This window comes from Nocardia speluncae NBRC 108251 (genome assembly GCF_001613245.1).
Classification (GTDB): domain Bacteria; phylum Actinomycetota; class Actinomycetes; order Mycobacteriales; family Mycobacteriaceae; genus Nocardia; species Nocardia speluncae.
Window position 1 is genome coordinate 1 of the sequence record NZ_BDBZ01000037.1, and the last position, 26,311, is coordinate 26,311.

23 protein-coding genes are annotated in these 26,311 nt (G+C 66.0%); 18 read left to right on the forward strand and 5 right to left on the reverse strand.

Features of this window, described 5'->3' with window-relative positions:
• Nucleotides 1-409: hypothetical protein (locus tag NS6_RS34965; RefSeq protein ID WP_157112984.1), on the reverse strand; the 409-nt coding region annotated here is incomplete at its 3' end.
• 895 nt (nt 410-1,304) lie between these two features.
• Entirely contained in the window at nt 1,305-2,984 is a 1,680-nt protein-coding gene (locus NS6_RS27705) for a WXG100-like domain-containing protein (protein ID WP_068047815.1), read from the reverse strand.
• 819 nt (nt 2,985-3,803) lie between these two features.
• Between NS6_RS27705 and NS6_RS27710 the strand changes: the two genes are divergently transcribed.
• Nucleotides 3,804-4,646 carry a 2OG-Fe(II) oxygenase gene (locus NS6_RS27710; RefSeq protein WP_068047818.1) on the forward strand — a complete coding sequence of 281 codons (843 nt, stop codon included), beginning with the start codon at nt 3,804-3,806 and terminating at the stop codon, nt 4,644-4,646.
• A gap of 92 nt (nt 4,647-4,738) precedes the next feature.
• Here the strand turns inward: NS6_RS27710 and NS6_RS27715 are convergent, their stop codons facing one another.
• On the reverse strand, nt 4,739-5,746 hold the full coding sequence (locus NS6_RS27715; protein WP_068047821.1) for a LacI family DNA-binding transcriptional regulator: 1,008 nt from the start codon (nt 5,744-5,746) through the stop codon (nt 4,739-4,741).
• A 132-nt stretch (nt 5,747-5,878) separates the two neighbouring features.
• Between NS6_RS27715 and NS6_RS27720 the strand changes: the two genes are divergently transcribed.
• From NS6_RS27720 to NS6_RS27770, 11 genes are all read left to right on the forward strand, one after another.
• Complete coding sequence (locus tag NS6_RS27720) at nt 5,879-7,045, forward strand: acyl-CoA dehydrogenase family protein (RefSeq protein ID WP_068047824.1); 1,167 nt, start codon at nt 5,879-5,881, stop codon at nt 7,043-7,045.
• A complete protein-coding gene (locus NS6_RS27725; protein WP_068047828.1) occupies nt 7,042-8,157 on the forward strand; it encodes a CaiB/BaiF CoA transferase family protein in 1,116 nt (371 codons plus the stop codon). Before NS6_RS27720 ends, NS6_RS27725 begins: the two co-directional genes overlap by 4 nt.
• Nucleotides 8,158-8,384: 227 nt before the next feature.
• Entirely contained in the window at nt 8,385-9,701 is a 1,317-nt protein-coding gene (locus NS6_RS27730) for an MFS transporter (RefSeq protein WP_068047831.1), read from the forward strand.
• Nucleotides 9,702-9,704: 3 nt separating this feature from the next.
• Nucleotides 9,705-10,406 carry a GntR family transcriptional regulator gene (locus NS6_RS27735; protein WP_068047834.1) on the forward strand — a complete coding sequence of 234 codons (702 nt, stop codon included), beginning with the start codon at nt 9,705-9,707 and terminating at the stop codon, nt 10,404-10,406.
• A complete protein-coding gene (locus NS6_RS27740) occupies nt 10,403-11,290 on the forward strand; it encodes an isocitrate lyase/PEP mutase family protein (protein ID WP_068047837.1) in 888 nt (295 codons plus the stop codon). Before NS6_RS27735 ends, NS6_RS27740 begins: the two co-directional genes overlap by 4 nt.
• The gene (locus NS6_RS27745) at nt 11,287-12,720 is read left to right on the forward strand and encodes a dihydroorotase (protein ID WP_068047840.1); all 1,434 of its coding nucleotides are present in this window, start codon (nt 11,287-11,289) and stop codon (nt 12,718-12,720) included. The genes NS6_RS27740 and NS6_RS27745 overlap by 4 nt, the downstream gene beginning before the upstream one ends.
• Nucleotides 12,717-13,433 carry an isochorismatase family protein gene (locus tag NS6_RS27750; protein ID WP_068047843.1) on the forward strand — a complete coding sequence of 239 codons (717 nt, stop codon included), beginning with the start codon at nt 12,717-12,719 and terminating at the stop codon, nt 13,431-13,433. Before NS6_RS27745 ends, NS6_RS27750 begins: the two co-directional genes overlap by 4 nt.
• Nucleotides 13,430-14,797, forward strand: coding sequence for an FAD-dependent oxidoreductase (locus NS6_RS27755; protein WP_068047846.1), 1,368 nt, complete (start codon nt 13,430-13,432; stop codon nt 14,795-14,797). The genes NS6_RS27750 and NS6_RS27755 overlap by 4 nt, the downstream gene beginning before the upstream one ends.
• Nucleotides 14,798-15,026: 229 nt before the next feature.
• On the forward strand, nt 15,027-15,494 hold the full coding sequence (locus NS6_RS27760) for an SRPBCC family protein (RefSeq protein WP_068048187.1): 468 nt from the start codon (nt 15,027-15,029) through the stop codon (nt 15,492-15,494).
• Nucleotides 15,495-15,632: 138 nt separating this feature from the next.
• Nucleotides 15,633-15,845: a hypothetical protein gene (locus NS6_RS27765; protein ID WP_068047849.1), complete on the forward strand. Its 213-nt coding sequence runs from the start codon at nt 15,633-15,635 to the stop codon at nt 15,843-15,845.
• Nucleotides 15,846-15,986: 141 nt separating this feature from the next.
• Nucleotides 15,987-17,963 (forward strand): acyl-CoA dehydrogenase family protein, encoded by a 1,977-nt coding sequence (locus NS6_RS27770; RefSeq protein ID WP_245669531.1) that lies wholly within the window; start codon nt 15,987-15,989, stop codon nt 17,961-17,963.
• Between the two features lie 201 nt (nt 17,964-18,164).
• Here the strand turns inward: NS6_RS27770 and NS6_RS27775 are convergent, their stop codons facing one another.
• The gene (locus NS6_RS27775; RefSeq protein ID WP_068047852.1) at nt 18,165-18,713 is read right to left on the reverse strand and encodes a hypothetical protein; all 549 of its coding nucleotides are present in this window, start codon (nt 18,711-18,713) and stop codon (nt 18,165-18,167) included.
• A gap of 398 nt (nt 18,714-19,111) precedes the next feature.
• Between NS6_RS27775 and NS6_RS27780 the strand changes: the two genes are divergently transcribed.
• The gene (locus NS6_RS27780; protein ID WP_068048193.1) at nt 19,112-19,468 is read left to right on the forward strand and encodes a DUF4345 domain-containing protein; all 357 of its coding nucleotides are present in this window, start codon (nt 19,112-19,114) and stop codon (nt 19,466-19,468) included.
• A 25-nt stretch (nt 19,469-19,493) separates the two neighbouring features.
• On the opposite strand, the gene NS6_RS27785 is transcribed toward NS6_RS27780, so the two are convergent.
• Complete coding sequence (locus tag NS6_RS27785) at nt 19,494-20,330, reverse strand: IclR family transcriptional regulator (RefSeq protein WP_245669532.1); 837 nt, start codon at nt 20,328-20,330, stop codon at nt 19,494-19,496.
• Between the two features lie 158 nt (nt 20,331-20,488).
• On the opposite strand from NS6_RS27785, the gene NS6_RS27790 reads away from it, so the two are divergent.
• The 5 genes from NS6_RS27790 to NS6_RS27810 are packed head-to-tail and all read left to right on the forward strand — an operon-like array spanning nt 20,489 to nt 26,175.
• Complete coding sequence (locus NS6_RS27790; RefSeq protein WP_068047855.1) at nt 20,489-21,355, forward strand: isocitrate lyase/PEP mutase family protein; 867 nt, start codon at nt 20,489-20,491, stop codon at nt 21,353-21,355.
• Between the two features lie 17 nt (nt 21,356-21,372).
• Nucleotides 21,373-22,617 carry a 3-isopropylmalate dehydratase large subunit gene (locus NS6_RS27795; protein WP_068048199.1) on the forward strand — a complete coding sequence of 415 codons (1,245 nt, stop codon included), beginning with the start codon at nt 21,373-21,375 and terminating at the stop codon, nt 22,615-22,617.
• On the forward strand, nt 22,614-23,150 hold the full coding sequence (locus tag NS6_RS27800) for a 3-isopropylmalate dehydratase small subunit (protein WP_068047857.1): 537 nt from the start codon (nt 22,614-22,616) through the stop codon (nt 23,148-23,150). The genes NS6_RS27795 and NS6_RS27800 overlap by 4 nt, the downstream gene beginning before the upstream one ends.
• Entirely contained in the window at nt 23,147-24,496 is a 1,350-nt protein-coding gene (locus tag NS6_RS27805; protein WP_068047860.1) for an MFS transporter, read from the forward strand. The genes NS6_RS27800 and NS6_RS27805 overlap by 4 nt, the downstream gene beginning before the upstream one ends.
• Nucleotides 24,493-26,175 (forward strand): class I adenylate-forming enzyme family protein, encoded by a 1,683-nt coding sequence (locus NS6_RS27810; RefSeq protein WP_084471481.1) that lies wholly within the window; start codon nt 24,493-24,495, stop codon nt 26,173-26,175. Before NS6_RS27805 ends, NS6_RS27810 begins: the two co-directional genes overlap by 4 nt.
• Nucleotides 26,176-26,311: the final 136 nt, after the last annotated feature.

Consider the following 26,311-nt stretch of genomic DNA (forward strand, 5'->3'; position numbering starts at 1 on the left):
GTGCCACCAGGCGTACCACCAGGCGTACTGCCGGGCGCACCACCAGGCGTACTGCCGAGCGTACTGCCGGGCGTACCACCAGGCGCACTACCGGGCGTGCCACCAGGCGTACTGCCGGGCGTGCCACCGGGCGTACTGCCGGGCGTACTGCCGAGCGCACCACCAGGCGCACCACTAGGCGTACTGCCGGGCGCACCACCAGGCGCACCACCAGGCGTGCCACCGGGCGTACTGCCGGGCGTACTGCCGGGCGCACCACCGGGCGTACCACCGGGCGTACCACTAGGCGTGCCACCGGGCGTACCACCAGGCGCACCACCGGGCGTGCCACCGGGCGTACTGCCGGGCGTACCACTAGGCGTGCCACCAGGCGCACTGCCGGGCGTACCACCAGGCGTGTTGGAGTCATTATCCCAGGGGTTTTCATCCATGTACTGACCCCTGGCTGCCCGGTCGTCTGCCTCTTCCTGTGCCTTCCACTGGGAGTATTCCGGGCCGTTGTTCTTCCACGCCGCGAATTCGCCTGGATGGTCCCGCTCCGCGTTCTGCATAAAACGATCCGCCATCTGGCCTTCGGGCGAATCACGATCCCTATCGCGCATTGCTCGGAAGTTATCGAGCCTCTTCCAAAGTTTTTCACGCTGTTCGCGGCTCATAGGGTTGCTGGCGCCACCACCCGGCGGCTGCCCTCCCGGCCGCTGCTCACCCGGCGCGCCTGAACCAGGGGTGTCCCAATCATTGAACCCACCCGCCGCCTGGCCGTCATTATTGACTCCGTCGTTAACGGATTCTCCGGCCGGCCTGGAACTGCTGTCACGCTGCCCGTCGACGACTCGCGGCCAACCTGCGAGGCGGAACCGGAGCCGCCACAAAAAGTCTCTGAACGGCAGAAACCGCGCCACTGCATCCTCCAGCCCTGGATGGGGCTTCCACTAGTCTCCGTTTGCCACGATCCGAAACGTGCTTATGCCACCTGGTGAGCAGGAAGCGATCTCACTGACCTCAGGTTCGACACCAACGGTATGGACCCTCGTCGACTCCCGACTTCGGAAAGCCCTGCCACACAATCACCCCGAACGCTGTCTCGTAATTCCGTATCCGGACCATGCCCGAGTAACTATCCATCACATCGCACCAATTTTCAGGTATCCCCAGGGCCGGGAACGCAACCTGGCTGGATACAGATATCGCAGAGGTCGAGTGTGGATACCGACCCCACCGTCACCGAACCATTGAGGCCGCCCACGCATCTGGACCGACCGGTATCTCGGCACGCTCGGTCTCATTATGTTCCCGGCCCATAATCACCCCGGCGCCGATGGCCGACCGCCGCTCCCTGCGGGTTCGGTCGGCGTCGGGACAAATTCGGCCGATACGTCTCGTTTCTCCCCGCTGGTGGTTTCCTCGTCTCGCTGCGGCCCGGCGGGGGGGATCGCGGTATCGGGCGCAAACACCTGAGCTCCATCGGCATCCGGTCGCGTCGTTTCGACCGCTCCACCTCGGTCCCCGGCGTCGCCCGGCGATGCCGCTGTTACCTTGTCGCGCTCGGTGGCCAACTCGACACGCGCCGCTTTCTTTCCACCTCGCGACCAGGGCGTCGCCCGGGGTGGGCCGCTGGACGACTGCGACGCACTCGGTCCGACCGGCCCGCGGCTTGCGGCGCTCTGGGTCTTGTTCGCTGCACTATCGCCAGGACGTTGACTGTTGTTCTGGGTGGGTGCTGTCTGGGACTGCCCGGGTGTCGATGCGCCAGCCGATTGCGCGGCTCCCGACGGCGCCACGCCTCCCACAGCACCGCCCTCGCGCTGCGCCGACCCGGCCTCCGTTCGATCCGAGCTCTGACCGATGTCATGCCCGTCCCCGGTCGAGCCCTCGTCCGGCGAGATCCGAGCTTGTCCGGAGGAGTCGGTTCCCGCCGAGGAGGGATCGCCCATCGAGCTCGGTGCGGCGACTGATGCGCCGGGCAGGGAAGCATCGGCGGATGGCCCGGGGGCAGTGGTCGCCGCGAGCTGAGATTCGGCGCCGGGCTGGGGTGCGACAGTTGGATCGGTGGCGCTATCGGAATTCTGGCCCCCGGAGAGGGAAGAGTTGGCGTCCGCACCTTTCCCAGCAGGTGTTTCCAGGCCGGGCTGCTGCATGTCCGGCAACCAGTCGGGAAGATTCCGCATCATTTCCGGCACCCAATTGGGCAACGTGCTCGGCAATGTGCCGGGCTGAGGTGGAAGGATCAGCGGCTCATCGGCGCCGGGGTAGGGCCAGTCGGCAGCGGGAACTTCTAATCCGGGAGTTGTGAAGTCGAAGTGGTCCAGCTTCTCGTTGAACTTTTCGCCGTGTGAGGCCATTTTGTCGGCATGGTCTTCAAGGTCTTTAACGTAGCGCATGGCCGCGTCGGGATCGAGATAGTATTTTGTATCGACGCCGGGCGACGACGGCAACGTGAAATCGGGCGGCAGCAGGATATCGCGGATAAGCTGGTCCAACTTGTCCAGCAGTGGTTCGAGCGCCTTCGCTGTCACCTCGTTCACGACGTACCACATGATGGTCTCCGCCGTCTTCTTGAGTAGCCACCGTGCCGCGGCTGCGATCATCGGACCGGTTGCCGGGCCCGCAGGTGTGAACATGCCTGCCACGAAACTTGCGGCGAGCGCGGCCAGTTCGATGAGCACGGCGATCTGTATCGCTTCGATGACGTCGGCCGCAATATCGAGTGCCGTGGCCGTGAATTCGAGTGCGGAATCCAGTTCCGCCATCATTTCCCCGCGGTGGGACCACACCACCAAAATCGCCTGGTATGAGTTCCCGGACATTGCCGATCCCATATCTCCGAGCGTGTTGGTCGCCGCATCGAAGGATTCACGGATATCTGTAGCGAAATCATGTACGTCCCGACTCAGGGCCCGGACCTGATCCACATCGACATCGGGATATGGAATGCCCGCGACGTTGAGAAACAGCACGATTTCGCTGGGTATGTGGATACTCAAATCTCGCCCCTTCTCACTGCGCGGGTCGAGCCGGAGAATCCGGGCAGCCGGACCACGAGGTGTATCGGGCCGAGCCGGACCGAACCCCGGTCGCGCAAGGCGTTATACCTGCCACCGGTATCAGCGGGACGGGAACATGGGGGACCCGAGACTCGGCGCGGCCCGAGATGCAGGTGAAGTTGCGGCAACATTCGTCTTCCCACACCTCATCTCGTTCAGCGTTCGACCTCCCCCGGCGCACCGACGCTGGAAGCTTCGGCGCCCGAACAGACTACCCAATGCAGATTTCCGACCGGGTCGCTCACACAGTCCCAAGAGTCAACCTCGCCCCACCGTGACCATGCAACCGGAGACACCAAGAAGGGCCTTCCACCACAGCTCGCAGACCTTCTGTGCGACTCACAACCGAGCCTGTCCCACACTGGCAGCAATGACCAGTTCAGGATGCGTGTTCCCGGCAGCGCGCGGATCGTTGCGCCTGCCTACGTGGCACGTTCCCGAGCTACCGGCCCCGGCCGCGGGCCCGAACAGCATCGACCGCGGCCGGGCTTCGACAGTCACCACGGCAGCAAGGTGCGGCACACCTCAGGGCGGCCAGATATCACCAAAACTGGGAACAATTCGGTCCCACGGGCCCCATCGGAACACCGCCCCAGCCGATCCGGACAGCAGTAGAGCCAGTGATCACCAGCCGCAGATCGATCCGGTTCACCGGGCAGATGGCATCGACCTTCCGACACGCCCGAGGTGCGATAGCTGCCCGATTTGCAACAATTTGCCACTGGTGGTGTGCCCAGAATCCGGTGATACTCTCCGAGAATGACCGGAGCGCTTGATATTTCGTGGCAACGCTGTATCAATAGTTGGATCAGCGAAAATCTCGAACAGGGCCATGATGCCGAATCGATTGCGCAATCCATGACCAGCGACGGTTTCGACAAAGAAACTGCCACAGCGGCCGTCCACAGATTACTCGCAGGCGAGATTCCCGAGGAATCATTCTACGAATACGATTCCGGGCCCGTACCGGCCGACCGATCCTTTTACGCCCACGACCGCATGGTCCACACACTACTTCGGACGAACAATCCACAAACGATTCTGTTCGACGATGTACTCTCGCCCGATGAATGCGATCAGCTGATCGAACTGTCGCGGCCCAGAATGCAGCCCTCCAGGATCATTGATGCCGCTACCGGACATTTGGTACCCGCCGATAGTCGTGCAAGTGAGAGTTGGGACTTCGAGGTGTCGGAGGATCCGTTCATCGACCGTATAGACCGGCGGATCTCGGCGCTCATGAACTGGCCACTGGAATGCGGCGAAGGTCTCCAAGTCGTGCATTACGGTCCCGGCGGAGAATTTCTGCCACATTTCGATTTCTACCCCCCACAGGACCCTGGTAGCGCAGCTCATTTCATATCCGGAGGCCAGCGAACAGCGACCCTCATCGTCTATCTGAACGATGTCGAGGCAGGTGGGGAAACCGCATTCACCGAGGCAGGGCTATCGTTCACCCCGCGCAAGGGTCAGGCACTGTACTTCCGATATTTCAACAACATCGGCCAACTCGATCCGATGACCCGTCATGCCGGACTACCGGTGACAGCCGGCGAAAAGTGGATTGTCACCAAGTGGATGCGCCGCTACCGCCACCGGTGAACAGGCGGCGGTAACGACGACACCCGCTGTGGACAACAAAGTAGAGCCCTTCGCAGCGTAAATCGCTGTCCGAGCCGGCGAATTCCTCGGGTTCAGCTGGTCTTGCGCGCCACGAGCTCCACGGGCAATCGCGCCGATTCGACGTCCTGCCCGCCGATGATTTCGAGTAGTTTGCCGACCGCGGTGGCGCCGATCCGCTGCGCTGGTGAGCGGACCGTGGTCAGCGGGACGGGCAGTTGGGCGGCCACCGGGATATCGTTGTAGCCGACCAGCGCGAGATCGTCCGGAACCGTCAGCCCGAGGTCCCGGGCCACTCCGAGAACGCCGATGGCGATGGTGTCGGTGACAGCGAAGACGGCCCGTGGGCGGTCGGGGCGGTCGAGCAGTTCCCGGCCCGCGGCGACACCTCCGGCGACTTCGAAGGTCGATCCGGCGATCCGATGCGGCGGCAGCGTGATCCCGGCTTCCGTCAGGGCGTCGAAGAATCCGAGCATCCGGTCACGCGCGGTGGTCGCGTGTTCGGGTCCGTTGATGACGGCGAGGTCGGAGTATCCGCGGTCGAGGAGGTGCCGCCCGGCGAGGTAACCGCCGAGGCGGTCGTCGCCGACGACGAAAGGAAGCCCGGCGTCGGCGTGCCGGGTGAGGGTGAGGATCGGGAGCGGTCCGATCGGCAGCGAATCCAGGAAGGGGCCGCCGGGGATGTGGAGGCTGCTGAGCAGCAGCCCGTCGACCTGCCGGCCGAGCAGTAGTTCCACCGCGCGCCGTTGCGCGTCGAGGTCGTCGGGTGGGCTCGACAGCAGCACCGAGTAACCCGCGTGGGTGGCGGCTTCCTCGATGCCCTGGTAGGTCGTGGCGACCACGCCGTCGGTCAATCGCGGCATCACGACGCCGAGGGTGGTGGTTTTGCGCGTCCGCAGGCTGGCCGCCCACAGGTTGGGTTGGTAACCGATTTCGGCGGCTACTTCGCGGACGCGGCGGGCCGAGGGCGTCCAGCCGTCCGCTGGTTCTTCCTGCCGCAGTACTCGGGAGACCGTGGAGATATGCACCCCGGTGCGCTCGGCGATCTCCTTCAGCGTCGGAGCGCGGGTCGGTCGATGCATCGCGGCGTGGGGTCCTTCCAGGTTTGACTGTCTTGCGAGGCAAGTCTAGCGTAGGCATGCAAACGTTCTCGCAATCGTTCCTGCAAACGTTTCCCAGCGTTTGTCCGGAGCGCACACCCTGCCGGAGGCCGCATGTCCCAGTCGCTGACCCAGCTGTTCGATCTCGATTCGCTCCTCACGCCGGAGGAAATCGAAATCCGTTCTACTGTGCGTAAGTTCGCCGCCGAACGGATCCGTCCGCATATCGCCGAATGGTTCGAGGAAGGCCGGATCCCGGCACGTGAACTGGCCGTCGAACTCGGCTCACTGGGTGTGCTCGGCATGCATCTGGACGGATACGACTGCGCCGGGACGAGCGCCACCGCCTACGGCCTGGCCTGCCTCGAGCTCGAGGCCGTCGACTCCGGTATCCGCAGCCTGGTGTCGGTGCAGGGTTCGCTGGCGATGTTCTCGATCCACCATTGGGGCAGCGAGGAACAGAAACAGCAGTGGCTGCCGTCGATGGCCGCCGGCCGGGCCATCGGCTGCTTCGGCCTCACCGAACCCGATCACGGCTCCGACCCGGCCGGGATGCGCACCCGAGCCGTGCGCGAGGGCGACGATTGGCTGCTCAACGGGACGAAAATGTGGATCACCAACGGCTCGATCGCCGATGTCGCGGTGGTCTGGGCCCAGACCGAGGAAGGCATCCGCGGTTTCGTGATCCCCACCGATACCCCCGGTTTCTCCGCTCCCGAGATCGGGGCGAAGATGTCGCTGCGCGCCTCGGTGACCTCCGAACTCGTCCTGGAAGATGTCCGGCTGCCCGCCGCGGCGATACTGCCGCACGCCCAGGGTCTGCGCGGCCCCCTCACCAGCCTCGGCGAGGCCCGGTTCGGCATCGTCTTCGGCGCGATCGGCGCCGCCCGCGACTGCCTGGAAACCGCGATCGACTACGCGCAGACCCGCGAGGTCTTCGGCAAACCACTGGCCGGTTATCAGCTGACCCAGGCCAAGATCGCGGATATGGCACTGGAAGTGGGAAAGGGGCATCTGCTCGCCTACCACCTGGGCCGGATCAAGGACCGCGGCGATATCACGCCCGAACAGGTGAGCACGGGCAAGCTCAACAATGTGCGCGAGGCCATCGCCATCGCCCGCGAATGCCGGACCATCCTCGCCGCCAACGGGATCACCCTCGAATACCCGGTGATCCGGCACGCGAACAACCTCGAATCCGTACTCACCTACGAAGGCACCTCCGAGGTCCACCAGCTCACCATCGGCAAGGCGCTCACCGGTTCGGCAGCCTTCCGGTGACGGGCGCACTCGACGGCCTGGTCATCGCCGATTTCGGTCGCGTCCTGGCCGGCCCGTACGCAACGATGCTGCTTGCGGATTTCGGTGCGGAAGTGATCAAGGTCGAACGGCCGGAAACCGGCGACGATACGCGCCGCTGGGGCCCGCCCTGGGCGGGCACGGAATCCACCTATTTCCTGAGCGTGAACCGCAACAAGAAATCGGTCGCGCTCGACCTGGCGGATCCCGCAGATCTCGCCGCGGCGCGGGAGCTGGTGGCTCGCGCCGATGTCGTCGTCGAGAATTTCCTGCCCGGCACAATGGAACGGCTGGGCCTCGGATACGATCAGGTCACCGCCATCAATCCCGATATCGTCTACTGCTCGGTGACCGGTTTCGGCCGCGACAACACGATGCCGGGGTACGACCTGCTGATCCAGGCGGTCGGCGGTTTGATGAGCATCACCGGCCCCGACCCCGCCACTCCCACCAAAGTCGGTGTCGCCGTGGTCGATGTGATCACGGGTCTGCACGCGGCCCTCGGCATCCTGACCGCGCTCCGGCACCGGGACCGGACGGGCGAAGGCCAGCGAGTGGAGGTCAACCTGCTGTCGTCGCTGCTCTCCGCCCTGACCAACCAGACCTCCGGCTATATCGGAGCAGGGGTGGTCCCGCAGGCGATGGGCAACCGGCATCCCAGCATCGCCCCGTACGAGGTGTTCGCCACGGCGGACAAGCCATTGGTGCTGGCGGTCGGCAACGACCGCCAGTTCGCCGCGCTGGTAAAGGTTCTCGGGGCCGCCGAAATGGCGGCCGATGAACGTTTCGCCGGCAACACCGCCCGGGTCGCCCACCGCGACGAACTCTGCGCCATGCTCGAAGACCTGCTGGCCGCGGATGGGGCCGACGCCTGGTATACGGCGCTCACCGCGGCGCGGGTGCCGTGCGGACCACTCAACGATATCGCCGGCGCGATCGCCTACGCGCAGAATCTCGGCCTGTCCCCGGTGGTCGGTATCGACGATCCTGATTCCGGCACGGTTGCGCAGATCGCGAACCCGATCCGGCTCAGTGCTACACCGGCGGCCTACCGCACCACACCACCGCGTCTCGGTGCGGATTCCGGAAATTGAGCGAACGATGAGGTGATCTCCCGTCCGCGTGTCCTGTTCGACGCAGCCATCGAAGGGCACCGGGCGGGGCGCCTCGGGGTGGTTGCCCCCCCGCCTGCCGGGTTGCCGACACGTAGCTTTAACATTGCAAACTGTTGACAGTTGACTGATTGACGGTGCATGGTTCACGTCGAGTCCACTCGCGAGACGTACGTCTCAGCGCCCCGGCGCAAGACACTGAGGAACCCATGACCGAGTTCGCTGCTTCGGCGCCTTCCGCCGATACCGCTCCCCCGGAACAGCACACCGAGATCAAGCCGCGGATCGTTGCCGCCGGTTTCATCGGTTCGCTACTCGAGTACTTCGATTTCGGTGCGTACGGCTACCTGGCGGTTATCATCGCCGGCCACTTCTTCGTCTCCGAGGACCCCACCTCGGCCCTGCTCGCCACACTGCTCACCTTCGCCGCGGCGTTCCTGCTGCGCCCGATCGGCGGCGTGATATTCGGTCATTTCGGCGACAAGTACGGCCGAAAGAAGGTCCTGGCGTTCACCATCTTCCTGATGGCGATCGCCAGCGGCATGATCGGCGTACTGCCCACCTATGCCGCGATCGGTGTCGGCGCCACGGCGCTACTCGTCCTGGCCCGCTGCGCGCAGGGCCTGGCGGCCAGTGGCGAGGTGAGCGGGGCCGCGGCCTTCGTCGCGGAGTTCTCGCCGGACAACCGTCGTGGCTTCATGTGCTCGACGGTCCAGACCGGCGCCCTCGGTGGCGCGCTGATGGCGTCGCTTTTCATCACCTTCCTCAACACCGTCCTCGGCGAGCAGGCCATGCAGGACTGGGGCTGGCGTATCCCGTTCCTGGCCGCCATCCCGCTGGGCCTGTTCGGACTCTGGATACGTTCCCAGCTGCAGGAAACCCCGCGGTTCGTGGCGCCGGAGGAAGAGACCGTCGCCAACCCGATGAAGGAGCTGTTCCGCAGCCACCGCCACGCACTTGCGATCTGCCTCGGCTTGTCGATCCTGCTGTTCTCGGCCTACTACGTCGCCTACGTCTACGTGCCGCTGCATTTGCAGACGGTGGTGGGTATGTCGTCGACCACCACGTTCTGGTTCAACTCGATCACCCTGGCGGTGGCCACGGTATGTATGCCTTTCTTCGGCATGCTCTCGGACCGCATCGGCCGCAAACCGGTTTTCCTCGGCGCCACCGTCGCCGCGCTCGTCCTTCCGATCCCCGCCTTCGTCCTGTTCGAGCAGGGCGGCGTGATCACGCTGGTGTCGATGGTCGTACTCGGGCTCATCGATTCCGCGCTGATGGGTGTCGCCTTCTCGGCATTCACCGAAATGTTCCCGACCCGAGTGCGTTACAGCGGTATCGCGCTGGGATTCAATCTCGGCGCCGCGCTGGCCGGTGGTTTCTCGCCGCTGATCTGCACCTGGCTGGTGCAGCAGACCGACAATTCGCTGACACCGGCGTACTTCCTCATGGCCACCGCACTGATCACCTTGGCGGCGGCTGTACCGATGCGGGAAACGGTCGGCAGCACGCTGAAGGATGCTTGAGCCATGACGATGTCACGACCTACCGCCGATCGCCGCCTCGACCGCACCGCCACTTTCGCGCACCGCACCGAATCCGTACTGCGCGATATGGTGCTCGACGGCACCTTGAAACCGGGCGAACGGCTCAACGAGGTGGCGCTCGCCGCGGAGCTCGGGATCAGCCGCGGGCCACTGCGTGAGGCCATCCAGCGGTTGGTCAGCGAGGGTTTGCTGACGGTGATCAGCCACCGTGGCGCGTTCGTCCGCACCTTCACCCGGCAGGAAGTCGTCGACCTCTACGAACTGCGCGCCGCTCTGGAACTGCACGCGGTGCGGCTGCTGTGCCGTACCGCCGGCGACGACGATCTGGCAGATCTCGAAGCGCTGCTGAAGGCCGCGCAGGAGCATGTCGCCACAACGGCCGATACCGCCTACCCGGCCGAACTCGACTTCCACCTGCAGATCGTGGTGCTCACGAACAACCAGGCGCTGCTCTCGGCGGCGCTGGAAACGCAACGGCTGGTCTCGCTGGCCCGCACCATGTCGGCGAACCGGCCGACGCGGGCCCGCGAAGCCGTTGCAGAACACGAAGACCTGGTCACGGCGCTCAAAAAGCGCGACCCAGAACGTGCGGTCCGGTGCATGGAGGACCACCTGCGCCATTCGATGGAGAGCGCACTCGCGGCCCTGGGGCTGCCCGACGATGAAAGGGACAACGACGAATGACCCCGGCAAAAATCCTGAGGGAACGCCTGGCCGATCAGGCCGACGGCCCCCTGCTATTGGCCGGAGCGCCGAACGCGCTCGCGGCCCGGGTGGTCGAGGAGACCGGCTTCGGCGCGGTATACGTCTCCGGAGCCGGCGTGACCAACTCCTACCTCGGGATGCCTGACCTGGGATTACTCACCATGACCGAAGTGGCCGACCATGTGGCCGCGATGGCCGACGCGGTATCGCTGCCCCTGGTGGTGGATGCCGATACCGGTTTCGGAAACGCGCTCAACGTGCAGCGCACCGTCCGCCGGCTGGAGCGGGCGGGCGCGGCGGCGATTCAGCTGGAAGACCAGGTCGCGCCCAAGAAGTGCGGCCACTTCGCGGGTAAGGACGTCATCTCGGCCACGGAGATGGTCGGCAAGATCCATGCCGCGGTCGATGCCCGTGCCGACGACGACACGGTGATCATCGCCCGGACCGATGCGCGGGCGACCGCCGGCCTGGACGAGGCGTGCGACCGGGCCGGCCGATACCTCGAGGCCGGTGCCGATGTCTTGTTCGTCGAGGCCCCGCGCAGTGCCGAGGAGATGCGCAAGATCACCGCGAACGTCCCCGCGATCCACGTGGCCAATATGGTCGAAGGCGGCCTGACCCCGATTCTCAGCCGCGCCGAACTCGGTGAGCTGGGCTTCTCCGTGGCCCTCTACGCCAATGCCGCCATGCGCGGCGCCGTCCTGGGGATGCGCGCGGTGCTGGAGCATCTGCGCGAACACGGCGACACCATCGACGCCGCCGACAAGATGATCAGCTGGCAGGACCGCCAGAACCTGGTTTCCAAACCGCTGTTCGACGAGCTCGACGCTCGCTACGCCGTACCCGAGGAGGAGAAGCGATGACCGGCGAATACGATCTGCGACTGCACGGTGGCCGGGTCTACCTGCACGGTGAAGGTCTCAGCGATGTCGATGTCCTGGTCCGTGACGGACGGGTCGCCGGGATCGTCGCCCCGGACGCCCCGGAGCAGGCTCGCGAGGTGATCGAGCTGCGCGGCGCGATGGTGCTGCCCGGCGCGATCGACCCGCATGTGCACCTGGGCAAGGATATCCGCGTCCCCCGCGACCCCGACGACGCCGACCTCGAAACGGCCTCGGCCGTCGCCGGCGGTGTCACCACGATGCTTGCCTATCTGATGAGCTCGCAACCGTACGAGGACGTGTTCACCGCTGCCCGCGACGTGATGGCGGCCCACGCGCGCACCGATTTCGGATTCCATTTCGTGCTCGGCACTCCCGAACACCTGAAGGCGCTGCCGAGCTATGTCACGGAGCTGGGCGTCTCCAGTTTCAAGTTCTTCATGAACTTCCGCGGCGACGAGGGCAAATACCTCGGCATGCCGGGCAACGACGACGCGTTCATGTACGACATCCTCGGTCTCACCGCGGATCACGGCGCGATGGTGAACCCGCACCCCGAGAACGTCGAACTGGTGTGGCGGTTGCGCGAACAGCCACGCGACGAGAGCAAGGGCCCCCTGTGGGCGTGGCACAATTCGCGCCCTGCCTATGTCGAAGCCGAAGCCCAGCAGCGGGTTTCGTACCTGGCCAGTGTCACCGGCGCCTCGATGTATGCCGTGCACACCAGCAGCGAGGCCGCCCTGGCCGCCACCCGCATGCACCGCGCCGGTTACCCGAACCTGTTCGTGGAAACCTGCACGCAGTACCTGACATTGAGTACCGAGTCGAGCTGCGGAACCTACGGCAAGGTCAACCCGCCGCTACGGCCGCCCACCGATGTCGAGGCCCTGTGGGCCGGGCTCGCCAGCGGCGAGGTCGATACCGTCGGCTCGGATCACAATGCGCGTCACCGCACCAACAAGGAGAAGGACATCTGGTCGGCGTCGGCCGGATTCCCGGGTCTCGGCGCGATGCTGCCGCTCACCCTGTCCGAGGGTCTGGCCCGCGGCGTTGCGCTGGAACGCCTGGTCGATGCCACCAGCACCCGCTCGGCGAAGCTGTTCGGCATGTATCCCCGCAAGGGCACCATCGCCGTCGGTTCCGACGCCGACCTGGTGGTCATCGATACCGGAGCCCCCGCCACCATCACCGCGGCCACCCAGCACTCGGCCGCCGAATACACGCCGTGGGAGGGTCGCGAGGTCCCGCTCTCGGTGCGGCACACCATCGTCGGCGGCCATTTCGCGGTACGCGACGGTGTCCTCGCCGAGGCTCCCACCGGCCGCTACCTGTCCCGGCCGAAGAGTGGCGCCGCCGCCCTGGCTGCCCTCGCCGACACCTCGAACCCGTCGAAGAAGGAGGACCGGCTGTGACCGATCAGCCCTGGTCCGCGGGCGGCGCCGGCGCCGTCGACGCGGAAACCCTGAAACGCTACGAGCTGGCCGGCTTCGGTAAACCGGTCGGCCTCGGCGAACGTCCCGCACTGCTCATCATCGACGTGCAGTACCGCACCGTCGGCACCGAACGCGTGCCGTTCGAGCAGGCCGTGACGGAGTTCCCCACCGCGGTGGGTGAGGTCGCGTGGGACGCGGTGGACAGGATCGCCGAGCTGCTCGCGGTGTTCCGGGCCAACAACTGGCCGGTGCTCTACCCGTATGTGGCGCCCAAGCAGAGCTACGACACCGGCACCCTCGGCGCCAAGGTGCCGGCGATCATGTCGATCCCCGCCCGCGGCTACGATTTCGCCGAACCGATCGCCCCGGCGCAAGGCGATGTGCTGCTGCCCAAGCGGCATCCGAGCGCCTTCTTCGGCACCCCACTGACCAGCTACCTCATCGATCGTGCGGTCGATTCGCTGGTGATCACCGGGTGCAGCACCTCCGGATGCGTGCGGTCGAGTGTTGTCGACGCGTTCGCCTACAACTTCAAGGTGACCGTCCCGGCCGACGCCGTCTACGATCGCAGCCCACTGGTGCACGAGGTCAACCTGTTCGATATGGCCCAGAAGTACGCCGACGTCACCACCACCCCCGAACTGGTCGACCGGCTCCGCGCGCTGGGCAGCGCCGAGGCGGTGTCCCGATGAGCGAGGTCGACGTCGATGTTGTGGTCGTCGGGGCCGGCGGTTGCGGGCTCGCCGCGGCGATCTCCGCTGCCGAGCAGGGCGCCCGTGTGGTCGTTCTGGAGAAACTGGACCGGCCGATCGGCAATACCGGTGTGAGCACCGGTTCGATTCCCGGTGCCGGCACCCGCTACCAGCGGGAAGCCGGTATCGATGACAGCCCGGAGCGGATGGCCGCGGATCTGCTCCGGCAGAGCGGCCCGCACCAGGCCGAGGATCTGGTCCGCCAGATGGCCGCGGAATCGGCCGCGCTGGTGGAATGGCTTGTCGAGGAACACAATATCGATCTCCGGTTGATCACCGATTACAAACATGTCGGCCATTCGGTCGAGCGCCTGCACGCACCGCCGGACCGGCGCGGGGCGTCACTGATGCGCGATCTGCTCGCGGAAGCGAAACGACTCGGCGTCGATATCGTCACCGGTAATCCCGTGGGCCGTCTGCTGGTCGAAGACGGTCGCGTAGCCGGTGTGCACGTCGACGGCCCCCGCTCGGGTGCCTACGATATCCGCGCGCACGCAGTGGTCCTCGCGGCCAACGGTTTCGGCAACAGCCGGGAAATGCTGGAACGCTGGGCACCGGAAATCCTGGGCGCCCAGTATTTCGGTGCCGAAGGATCCACCGGCGAAGCCCTCTCCTGGGCCCTCGAACTGGGCGCGGGAACCGGCAACATGGGCGCCTACCAGGGCTACGCCGCCGTCGCCTACCCGCACGGTTCGATCGTCTCCTGGACCACGGTGGAAAAGGGCGGGATCCTGCTCTCCCCCGAAGGCCACCGGATGGGCGACGAAAGCCTCGGCTACTCCGGTTTCGCCACGGTGGTCAGCGCGCACGCACCGGAAAGCTACGTCGTCTTCGATGCGAAGATCCGCGATTACGTCCGCGGGAACGAACCCGAATTCGCCGAGCTGGCCGATATCGGCGGCGTCACCGAAGCCGCCACCCCGGAGGCTGTCGCCGAGGCGATCGGTTGCGACGCCGAGGCAGTGCGTGAAGCATTGGCCGGGTACGCGGCAGCCGTCGCCGGTGAACAGGCGGATCCGTTCGGCCGCACCGACTTCGGCCTTGCCCCGCTGGAGGCGCCGTACTGTGTGGTGCGCTCGGTTCCGGCGCTGTTCCACACCCAGGGCGGTGTCACCATCGACGACGAAGCCCGGGTCCTGCGCGCGGACGGCAGCACCGTGCCCGGCCTGTACGCCGGAGGCGGTGTCGCGACCGGGGTCTCGGGGGCTCAGGGGGCGCGGGGCTACTGCTCCGGCAACGGTCTGCTCACCGCTGTCGGTCTCGGCCGAATCGCGGGCCGGTCCGCCGCCGCGCAACGTCCGTGAGCGCCGGTAGACCTGTGTGACCACACGAAGGGGACATCACTTGCGATGTCCCCTTCCGTCCGCGGGGCCCGTAGTGCTCGATGTCCCATCGCCGTCGCCCCGGCCCGCCCCGCCACCGGGTTCGTCGGCGCGGGTGTCGACGGCGATCGTCATCGATCCACGGCACCGCCGCCGGTTCCGGCTCGTGCACGGTCGTCCCCCGCGCAATGATTGTGCGATTGTTGATGCCATGAGTGACGAACGGTTCGAGGTCCAACGCGAGATCGCGGCGGGACCGGCCGAGATTTTCGCCCTGCTGTGCACACCCGCCGGGCATGTAGCGATCGACAGCTCGGGCATGCTGCAATCCGCGGAGGGTAAGCCCGTCACCGCGGTAGGGGACGAGTTCCTGGTGCACATGGACCGGGAAGCACTCAACGACTTCCCCATGGGCAAATACGACGTCACGGTGATCATCACAGCATTCGAGCAGGACGCACAGATCGAATGGACGATCTCCGGCACGATCCAGCCCCCGATCGAACACCTCTACGGCTACCGTCTCGCACCCCGCGACACCGGCACCCTGGTGACGTCCTACTACGACTGGAGTCGAATCGCACCCCCCTACCGAGAAGCGGGAATCTTCCCGATAATCCCCGAATCGGGACTCCGGGCCACCCTCGGCATCCTCGCCCGGACGGTCGAGAACCGGTAACCCACCTGCTCATCCGGCGACTTCGTCGAAGCATTCCGGCGACTTCGTCGAAGCAAGAGGACATCGGCCCCGCATGACAAGTTCGAACTCCGGCGTTCCGGCCCCGCCCCCACTCCGGTCGTCTCGGTCAAACCGATCATGCTGCCCGCACCGGCCCGCGGCGAGGACCTGCGCGTCCGCGTCTCCGCACCGGTGACGGGGCAAAACCTGCCGATCACCCTGCTCTCCCACGGCTACAGCTCATCGCTGGACGGCTACGGCCCGCTCGCCGACTATTGGGCCGCCCACGGCTTCGTAGTACTGCAACCCACCACGCGGCGTGGCTGTCGGGCCAGAACTTCTCGCAGATGACCACTCCCACGCTCGTGGTCGCCGGCGACGCCGACAACCACCGGCTGGGCCGACTCGAATCCGCCCGGCTCTCCGGCAGATCCTGAGCGTTCGGCGGAGTCTGGATCTACCGGCCGGTAACAAACACTCTTACACTCGGATATGACCGCCATCACCTCCGAGGAGGGCAGCATGAGCACTGCCGCGAAAGTCGACGCCACCGAGGAACAGGCCCGAGAGCTGGTCGAGGAATCCCGCGAGGCCGGCTGGACCAAACCATCCTTTGCCAAGGAGCTGTTCCTCGGCCGCTACCGGGTGGACCTGATCCACCCGTTCCCGCGCCCCAGCGCGGAGGACACCGCCACGAGCAACGCGTATCTGGCCCGGCTCCGGGCCTATTGCGAGACCCTCGACGGCAGCGTGATCGAGGAGCAGAGCCGCATTCCGGAGCAGTACGTACAGGGCCTCGCCCAGCTCGGCTGCTTCGGCCTGAAGATTCCCCGCGAATACGGTGGACAGGGGCTTTCCCAGGTCGGCTACAACAAGGCGCTGATGCTCGCCGGTTCGGTGCACCCCAGCCTGGGTGCGCTGCTGTCCGCACACCAGTCGATCGGCGTCCCCGAGCCACTGAAGTTGGCGGGCACTCCGGAGCAGAAACAACGCTTCCTACCGAGGTGCGCGAAGGGCGCGATAAGCGCTTTCCTGCTCACCGAACCCGATGTCGGCTCCGACCCGGCCCGGATGGCGAGCACCGCGACCCCCACGGCCGACGGTGCGGCCTACGAGCTGAACGGGGTGAAGCTGTGGACCACCAACGGCGTGGTCGCGGAACTGCTGGTGGTAATGGCTCGGGTACCGAAGAGCGACGGACACCGCGGCGGTATCTCCGCGTTCGTCGTCGAAGCCGGCAGCGCGGGCGTCACAGTGGAGCGGCGCAATTCGTTCATGGGGCTGCGCGGTCTCGAGAACGGCGTCACCCGCATGCACAACGTCCGGGTTCCCCGCGAGAACTTGATCGGCCGTGAAGGCGACGGGTTGAAAATCGCCCTGACCACGCTCAATGCCGGCCGGCTCGCGATTCCGGCACTGTGCACCGCGGCAGCCAAATGGTCACTGAAGATCGCCCGCGAATGGAGTACCGCTCGAGTGCAGTGGGGACGCCCGGTCGGCGAGCACGCCGCGGTGGCGGCCAAAGTGTCCTATATCGCGGCGACGACCTACGCCCTGGAGGCCGTGCTCGACCTCTCGGCCACCATGTGCGACGAGAACCGCAACGATATCCGCATCGAGGCAGCGCTCGCCAAGCTGTGGTCCTCGGAGATGAGCTGCCGGATAGCCGACGAACTCCTGCAGATCCGCGGCGGCCGCGGATACGAGACAGCGGAATCGCTGCGAGCGCGAGGAGAACGTGCGGTCGGCGCCGAGCAGCTGGTACGCGATCTGCGGATCAACCGGATCTTCGAAGGGTCCAGCGAGATCATGCGGCTGCTCATCGCCCGGGAGATGGCCGACGCGCATATGGCCGCCGCCGGAGCACTCGTCGACCGGCATGCGGAATTCAAGGACAAGGCCAAGGCAGCGGTGGGCGCCGGCGGTTTCTACGCCAAATGGTTCCCGCAACTGGCCGTCGGCCCCGGCACGACGCCGGGCGCGTTCACCGATTTCGGACCGCTGGCGCAACATATGCGTTTCGTCGAGCGCATGGCCCGCAAACAGGCCCGCGCCCTGGTGTACGGCATGGCGCGCTGGCAGGCGAAGCTCGAATACCGGCAGATGTTCCTGGGTCGCCTCGTGGATATCGGCGCGGAACTGTTCGCGATGTCGGCGGTCTGTGTCCGGGCGCAGGGTGATCGCGGCGACGGCACGCTGCAACGGGAAGCCGCCGGAGAACTGGCCGATATCTTCTGCCGGCAGGCGCGAATCCGGGTGCGGGAGCTGTTCGATTCGCTCTGGGACAACACCGACGACGAGGATGTGCGCGCGGCGCACAATGTGTTCGCCGGCCGCTACCGGTGGCTGGAGGAGGGAGTGCTCGATCAGAGCGAAGGCACCGGCCCGTGGATCGCCGAATGGCAACCGGGTCCGTCCACCGAGGAGAACCTGCTCCGGCCGTGGTTGCGGGTGGGAGCAGATCAGTGATCGGCCGTGGGCTGCTGCCGCGACCGGGCAGATAGCCGGCGTTGTTCACGGTGCCCGGCACCCTCGGATCCTGGACAGGGGCTCAGGCGTACCTACTGGTATCGAGCGGCGGCAACAGCGAGTAGGGCCGCAGCATCGACGACGCGGCATCCGGTGCCCCCAGCACGGAAGGTCGTGTGGCGGCCGTGAAATCAACCGTGGTCAGGAGGTTCGGCCACGGCCGGTCCAGAGGCGCTGCACGAGCATCAGCGGAAACACGACCGCGCAGACGATCGGGATTCCGCCGGCAAGCAGAAGGAAAGCACCCATGAACAATCCGACGAACAGTGCCGAGCCCCACCCGGCTCCGGCGTAGGCATGGTCTTCGTCGTTACCGTCGATCCAGTTCGCCGGGTCCGCACGTACCAGCCGCGCCGGGAGCACACGCCCCGCATCGCAGTCACCGTCCGCGTGAACACGGATATCCAGGAGCCGGCCGGACCCGTGCGCCGGCGAGAAATCCGCGAAGCAATGGGTGGTCCAGTGACTGCCGCCCCGGCCGCCCCCTTCATACACCTGTGCGGACCGGGTGATCGTCACAGTCCCCCGCTCGCCGGCCCAATCCAGACCTGCCATCACCACTTCGGCGCTACGGACCGGTATGTCGTTGATCAGGTGCCCGAAGAACCAGGCGAGCGGCAGACACACCAACCACATCACGATCAGAGTGCCGGGATCCCCCGTGCCCCGGATCGGTTTTCGTTTGCTCACTTGTCCATTGTCAGGTGTTTCATCCGTGCGGGCCGGCAGGAACCGATGCTCGCCGCTCTCTCCGATTCACCGATCGGCGGCTGGGATCGGACTGCACCGAGGCCGACAGGGGGTCGACCGATGAACAATGAACACCGGCATTTACCTGGAGACTCCGGCCGCGGTCACGAGCGAGCCGGGCCCGAACGGAATTGTGCTGGATGTTTCGAAATCGCCCATCCAGTTCGGCATCAAACCTCTGGTCGAGGTCGATGGCCGGCCGATGCCCGCTGGTCACGTCCGCGAGTTCCGTAGCGACAGTCCGGCGCCATCCCGCAGCCGGGGAGTGTCGCGGCGGAGATATCGGCGTCGTATCCGGCCCCTGATGCCAGAATGGCGGTATGTCGAAGCTCGGAGTGATGGGACGTGTTGCCGGATGGACGTGTGTCGCGATCGGGGCGGTTCAGCTTCTGGGCGGGACGCGTGCGGAACCTGGGATGAGCGGAGAGGCGACGGTCGATTCCCACGTCCGTTTCATGGGTTCCGCCTTCATCGGTTACGGCCTGGGCTGGGTCGAGGCCGCGGCTTCACCGACTCCGAACTTGCCGCGGATGCGGGTGCTTTCCGGCCTGATGGCCCTCGGCGGAGCAAGCCGTCTGGTCACCCGAGCCACCTTGGGGCGGCCACACCGCTTCCACGATCTTCTCCTCGGCGTGGAACTCGCGGCGCCGGTCGTCGTGGAGGTCCTCGGCAGGCTGGATCGCCCGGCCCGCTGAATTCATCGCGGCCCGGGGTTCCCGGTCACGCTCGCGGTAGCGCTTGGACTATCCGCGTGATCCGGACTCCGGCGTCGCATACCTTCTCGATCATCGCGGCCAGCGCGGCACCTTCGAATTCCTCGGCACGGCCACCCACGCTGATCGATGCGACCACCGAGCCGTTGCGCCCGAGGATCGGTGCCGCCACCGCCGCGACCCCGGGCAGATAGTCGGCGACGCTCAGCGAATATCCGGCCTCGGTGATCTCGTCCAGATGTTCGGTGAGCCGGTCGATATCGGTGATGGTCTGCTCGGTGATCGCCGGCAGGCCCTTCGTGACCCATTTGTCCCGCAGTGCTTTCGAGTGCGCGAGCATGACGATCGGTCCGGCCGCGGCGTGATAGGGCATCACGGATCCGATGTTGATCCCTGCGACGACCAACGAGTTACGGCCTTCGAGCAGGTCGATGCAGACCGCTCCCTGATCGGCGGGCACCATCAGGTAGGCCGTGTTACCGAAGGCGGCGGCCAGCTCTGACATGAACGGTTTTGCCGCGGAACGGATATCGAGTTTCGACAGTGCCGCGGAGCCGATTTCGAATACCGGCATCGCCACCCGGTAGGCGCCCTCGTCGGTGCGATCCACCCAGCCCGCCTGGATCAGGGTGGCCATCAGGCGGAACACGGTGGTCTTGTTCATCCCGCTCGCGGTGGTGAGCTCGTTGAGTGTCCAGGCGGGCCTGTCCGCACTGAAATGGCCGAGCAGCGTGCACGCCTTGAGGACAGCGCCCACGACATCGCGCCCCCCCGACGCGTCGGGCCCGGTAGGCACAGCCGTCTTCGTCTCGGTAGACGCGGCCGCCTTCGGCTCGGTGGGCACAGCCACTGCTTCTCACTCGCTTCCATCGGTCGTGCGGTCGGTGTCGCCACCATACGAACACATTCACCGCGCGGGGTTGACTTTGTGACCTGAACCACCTTACCGTCTCGTATCGAGATTTTGAAACGCATTCCGCATTGCGAAACGAGAGGTGCATTGTGCGCAGCCCGACCCTGAAAGACCTCACGTCACGCGGCCTGGTCTACGCGCCCGGCGTATGGGACGGCCTGACCGCCCGCCTCGCCGAGCAGGCCGGTTTCAGCGCGCTGTGCGCCTCCGGGTTCGCCGTCTCCGCGGCCCTCGGCCTCCCCGATGCCGAGCTCTACACCCAGACCGAGAACCTGCAAGCCGTCCGCACGATCCGGGAATCCTCCAAACTGCCGCTGGTCGCCGATATCGACACCGGTTACGGCAACGCCGTCAACGCCGCCCGCACCGCCACGAAGTTCGCGGACGCGGGTGTCGGCGGCATGTTCATGGAGGATCAGGTCTCGCCCAAGTCCTGCCCCATCTGCGTAGGCGACCCGGTCGACCTGATCAGCGTCGGCGAGGCCACCGGCAAGATCCGCGCCGTCCGCGATTCCATCCCCGACGACGTCCTGCTCATCGCCCGCACCGACGCCCGCGGCGACGACGCCCTCCGCCGCGCTCGGGCCTACGTCGAGGCCGGCGCCGACATGATCATGCCGGTCACCAAAACCTTCGAAACCGTCGAACAGTGGCAGCGCTGCCACGAAGAGGCCGGCGTACCGTTGATGGCTACGCTCACGGCCTCGACCTGGACCGAACGCGATTTCACTCCCGAGATCCTGGACCGGATCGGCGTCCGGCTGGCCCTGCTGCCCACCCAGGTCCTGATGGCGGTGGCCGGAGCCGCACAGGAGACACTGAAGCGACTGGCCGCGGGCGAAGCACCCGCCCAGGTCAGCGCTGATGCGCTCCAGCACCACGAATTCGTGGAACTGATCGGCTTCCCCGAGGTGGAGGCCATGCAGAACAAGTACCTACCTGCGAAGGAGCAGTGACCGTCGTGGGTTACACGATGACGGAGAAGATCCTGGGCCGCGCCTCGGAGCAGGAAACGGTCCGTGCCCGGGAGAACCACGCAGTACAGCCGGCGCGCATGATCGCCTACGACTTCCCCGGCTACACCGACGTGATGTTCCGGCAGATGCGCGAAGACTTCGGGATCACCGAACTGAAGGACCCGAGCCGCTACATCGTCTTCATCGATCACATGCTGACGAAGCACAACGAGAAGGAAGCCGAGGTCCACCAGGTCACCCGCGACTGGTGCGACTTCTACGGCATCGAACTGCACGAGGGCCGCGGTATCGGCCACCAGCTCACCGCCGAACTCGGCCTCGCCATCCCCGGCGAATTCCTCGTCCACTTCGACGGCCATATCAGCGGTATCGGCGCCTTCGGCGCCCTCGGCTGGGGTATCCGGCGCGACCTCATCGAAGCCTGGGTCACCGGGCAGGTCTTCGTCGATATCCCCGCCACCACCCGCTTCGACCTGGTCGGCGAGTTCCCGCCCGGCGTCGACAGCCGCGATCTCGTGCACACCATCATCGATATGGTCGGCGCCGACGGTTGCGCCCATCAGGTGATGGAGTTCGGCGGCCCCGGCGCCCGCTCCATGGCCATCGACCACCGTCAGGGCCTGTGCGGTATGGCCATGTTCACCGGCGCCGTCTCCGCCATCTTCGAACCCGACGAGATATCGCTCGCCTACGCCAACGAGGTCGCCCGCCGCGATTTCGACCCGGTGTATCCCGACACCGACGCCACCTACGCCGCCCGCTACGAGATCGACCTCGCGACCCTGACCCCGCGGGTGGTGCTGCCCGGCTCGGCCCGCGCCGTCAACACCAAAACAGCGCAGGAGCTCGCCGGCACCCCGATCACAAAAGCTTTTATCGGCTCCTGCGCCAGCGGCCGTATCGAGGATCTGCGCGCCGCCGCCCTGGTCCTGGACGGTCGCAAAGTCGCCCCCGGCGTCGAACTCAATGTCGTCCCCACCTCACAGAAGGTCTACGAGCAGGCCGAGCGAGAAGGCATCCTCGACGTGCTCCGCGCCGCAGGTGCACATATCAACATATCGAGCTGTGATTTCTGCTTCGGCTACCAGAAACCCCTGCAACCCGGCGAGAACTGCATCTCCACCGGCGTCCTGAACATCTCCGGCCGCATGGGCAGTCCCGACGCCAACATCTATATGGGCTCCCCCTACACCGTCGCCGCCAGCGCCCTCACCGGCACGATCCAGGAGTCGGTCCAGTGAGCGCCTATCCCCCACCACCCGACCTCATCGAAGGCAAGGTCGCCTGGATCTTCGGCGACGATTTCGATATCGACCTCGTCGTCGGCGTCTCCAACATCAAGTCCTACGACCCCGACCACCTGCGCTCGGTGTGTATGCAGGCCTACGACCCCACCTTCACCGAACGCGTCCGCCCCGGCGATATCATCGTCGGCGGCCGTAACTTCGGCTACGGCCATCCGCACTATCCGCCCATGGTCGCCCTGCGCAACGCGGGCATCGCGGCCATCGTCGCGGAATCCTTCTCGCCCGGTTTCTGGCGCGGCGAGACCTTCAACGGTATGCCGTTGATCACGATCCCCGGCGTCTCGACCTCGGTAAAGGTCGACGACCCCGTGGCCCTCGACTGGCGCACCGCCACCCTGCGCCGGCCCGAGGGAACCGACCTGGTCGGCAATCCACCGAGCCCGCGGACCGTCAAGGTCATCGAAGCCGGTGGCTCATATCAACTCCTGCTCGCCGAGCACGCACGCGAAAGACAAGAAGCTCAATGACGAACCTCGAACCTCGCGTCGGGTCCAGTGACCTCCACCCCTCCGGACCGCTGCCGGCGACCGCAGCGAAGAAGTCGAACTCCGTGGCCCGCCGCGCCGCCATCGCCGGCGGCGTCGGCACCCTCATCGAGTACTACGATTTCGCCGTCTACGGCTTCCTCGCCGTCATCATCGCCCCCCTGTTCTTCCCCTCCGATAATTCCGCGGTGTCGATCCTGTCGACCCTCGCCGTCTTCGGCGTCGCCTACGTGGCCCGCCCCCTCGGCGGAATCTTCTTCGGCCGCCTCGGCGACCGCCGCGGCCGCCGCCACTCCCTCGTCATCACCGTCGTCAGCATGGGTATCGCCTGCGGCATCCTCGGCCTACTCCCCACCCATTCGGCCGTCGGCGTCCTCGCCCCCATCCTGCTGGTGCTCGTCCGCCTCGCCCAAGGCTTCTCCGCCGGCGGCGAAGTAGGCGGCGCCGCAACCTATATCGCAGAATCCGCACCACCGAAGCGCCGCGGTTTCTTCGGCTCCTTCACCCCCGTCGGCTCCACCCTCGGTTTCGCTGTAGCCGCCGCCGTCGTCGGCCTGGTAGCCCTGCTCACCACCGACGAGCAGATGGAATCGTGGGGCTGGCGTATCCCGTTCCTGCTCGCCCTGCCGCTGGCCTACCTCTGCCTCCGCGTCCGGATGAAGCTCGAGGACACCCCCGAATTCGAGGAGATGGCCGAGAAACAGCAGGTCACCAAGAGCCCGCTGTCGGATGTCGTCAAGAAGAACCCGTGGTCCGTACTCCGCGTCGTCGGCGTCGCCATCGCCATGAACGGCTCCGGCTATATCGGCCTCACCTACTTCAGCGTCTACCTGATCAACGACCTCGGCTTCTCCAAAGACTCCGTCTACTGGACCTCCGCCATAGCCATCGCCCTGGCCTGCGCCACCTTCCCCCTCAGCGGCATGGCCACCGACAGATGGGGCCGCAAACCCGTCCTCATCGCCGGCTACCTCGCCTACGTCGTCATCGCCCTCCCTGCCTTCATGATCATGGGCGCGACGAGCAGCATCGTCGTCATCGGCATCGTCTACTTCCTCTACATGGTGCTGAACGGCGTAGTCCAGGTCCCCGCCTTCCCGCTGTTCACCGAACTCTTCCCCCGCACGGTCCGCTACACCGGCGTCTCCCTGGGCTTCAATATCGGCACCATCGCCGCCGGCGGCACCGCCCCCTACGTCGCCGCCCAGCTCGTCGAATCGACCGGCAACGCGATGTCGCCCGCCTACTGGGTGATGGGCGTCTGCGCCATCGGCCTCCTCACCGTCGCCACCATCCGCGAAACCAGCCGCAAGGAACTGCCTGCATGACCACCGGTAACACCGGGAATGCCCCGTCCGCCGCACTTGATGAGGGTGCGGCGGGCGGGGCGTCCCGCCCCCAAGAAGAGCTCGGCACCCTCGTGGCGGCCTGGCACGACCGGGTCCGGCACGAACCCGACGCCCCCGCCCTCGTCTACTTCGACACCACCCTCACCGTCCGCGAGGCCGACGACCTCGCCACCGCCCTCGCGGCCGCCTTCGCCGACCGCGGCGTAGGCCACGGTGAACGGGTGGGCATCCACCTCCAGAACATCCCGCACTACGCACTCGCCCTGCTCGCCCTCTGGAAACTCGGCGCGACCGCCCTCCTTCTCAACCCGATGTATCGCGGCCGCGAACTCCGCGAACTGGTCACCGACGCCGAACCGGTCGGGATCATCACCACCGACCGGGATCTGCGGCAGGTCCGGGAGGACGTCGAGGGCACCACAGTCGGCTGGGTACTCGGCACCGCGGAGTCGGACCTCCAGTCCCGCAACGACCCCCGCGTCTTCAAACCCGAAACCGCCGCTGCCACCGAGAGGTCTGCAGACTCACCCGACCTACTCGCGTTGGCCCACGAGTACGCGGGCCGGAAGCCCCCATCGGTCCAGGTACACGGCGACGACCTCGCTTTCCTCGCCTACACCTCCGGCACCACCGGCCCGCCCAAGGGCGCCATGAACTCGCACGCCAACGTCCGCGCGGTAACCACCAGCTTCGCCGCACTCGCCGGCATCACCCCCGGCGACGTCGTCTACGCCCTGGCCCCGCTGTTCCACATCACCGGAGCGGTCGTCATCGGCGCCCTCGCCCTCACCGAACGCACCTCCCTGGTCTTCACCGGCCGCTTCACCACCGACGTAGCCGTCGACGCCCTCCGCGAACACGGCGTCACCTACACCATCGGCTCCATCACCGCCTTCAACGCGATGATGAACTCGGAATACGCCACGGCCGAACACTTCTCCAGCATCAAAACGCTGTACAGCGGGGGTGCGCCGGTTCCACCGAGCACGGTCGCCCGCTTCCAAGAACGGTTCGGCCACTACATCCACAACGCTTACGGGATGACCGAAACGTCGTCAGCAGTCACGGCAGTCCCGCCCGGAACGATCGCGCCGGTCGATCCGGACAGCGGCACGCTGTCCATCGGACTACCGCTCCCGGGAGTGAAGGTCGAGGTGGTCGACCCCGAAGGCCATCCCCTCCTCCCCGGCAACCAAGGCGAACTCGTCGTCACCGGCCCACAGGTCATCCGCGGATACTGGCGCAAATCTAAAGAATCCGAGGCCGCCCTACCCGAAGGTCGCCTCCGAACCGGGGACAGCGCGATCGTGGACGAGCAGAGGTGGGTATATCTGGTCGACCGGATCAAAGACCAGATAAACGTGTCGGGTTACAAGGTGTGGCCGCGCGAGGTCGAAGACGTTCTCTACGAGCATCCGGCAGTGTTCGAAGCAGCCGTGGTGGGCATCCCCGATGAGTATCGCGGTGAGTCGGTTGCCGCCTATGTCTCGCTCAAGGAGGCACACAACGCCCAAGCCGACGAACTGATCTCGTTCGCCCGAGAGCGCCTCGCACCCTACAAGCGCCCCAGGGTGGTGAAGATCGTTACCGACCTGCCGAAAACACAGACCGGCAAGATTCGCAGACGAGCGCTGCGTGATCAACACACCGACGCCTGAGACTGATAGATCCCTATTCTGACTCCGGATGCTCTTCCGGGATTCATAGACGACGACAATGTAACCGCCGACAATCTGTTTACATCTGTGCTTCCTCGGCGGACAAAGGCTAAATAGCGTCGGCCTAATCTGACAT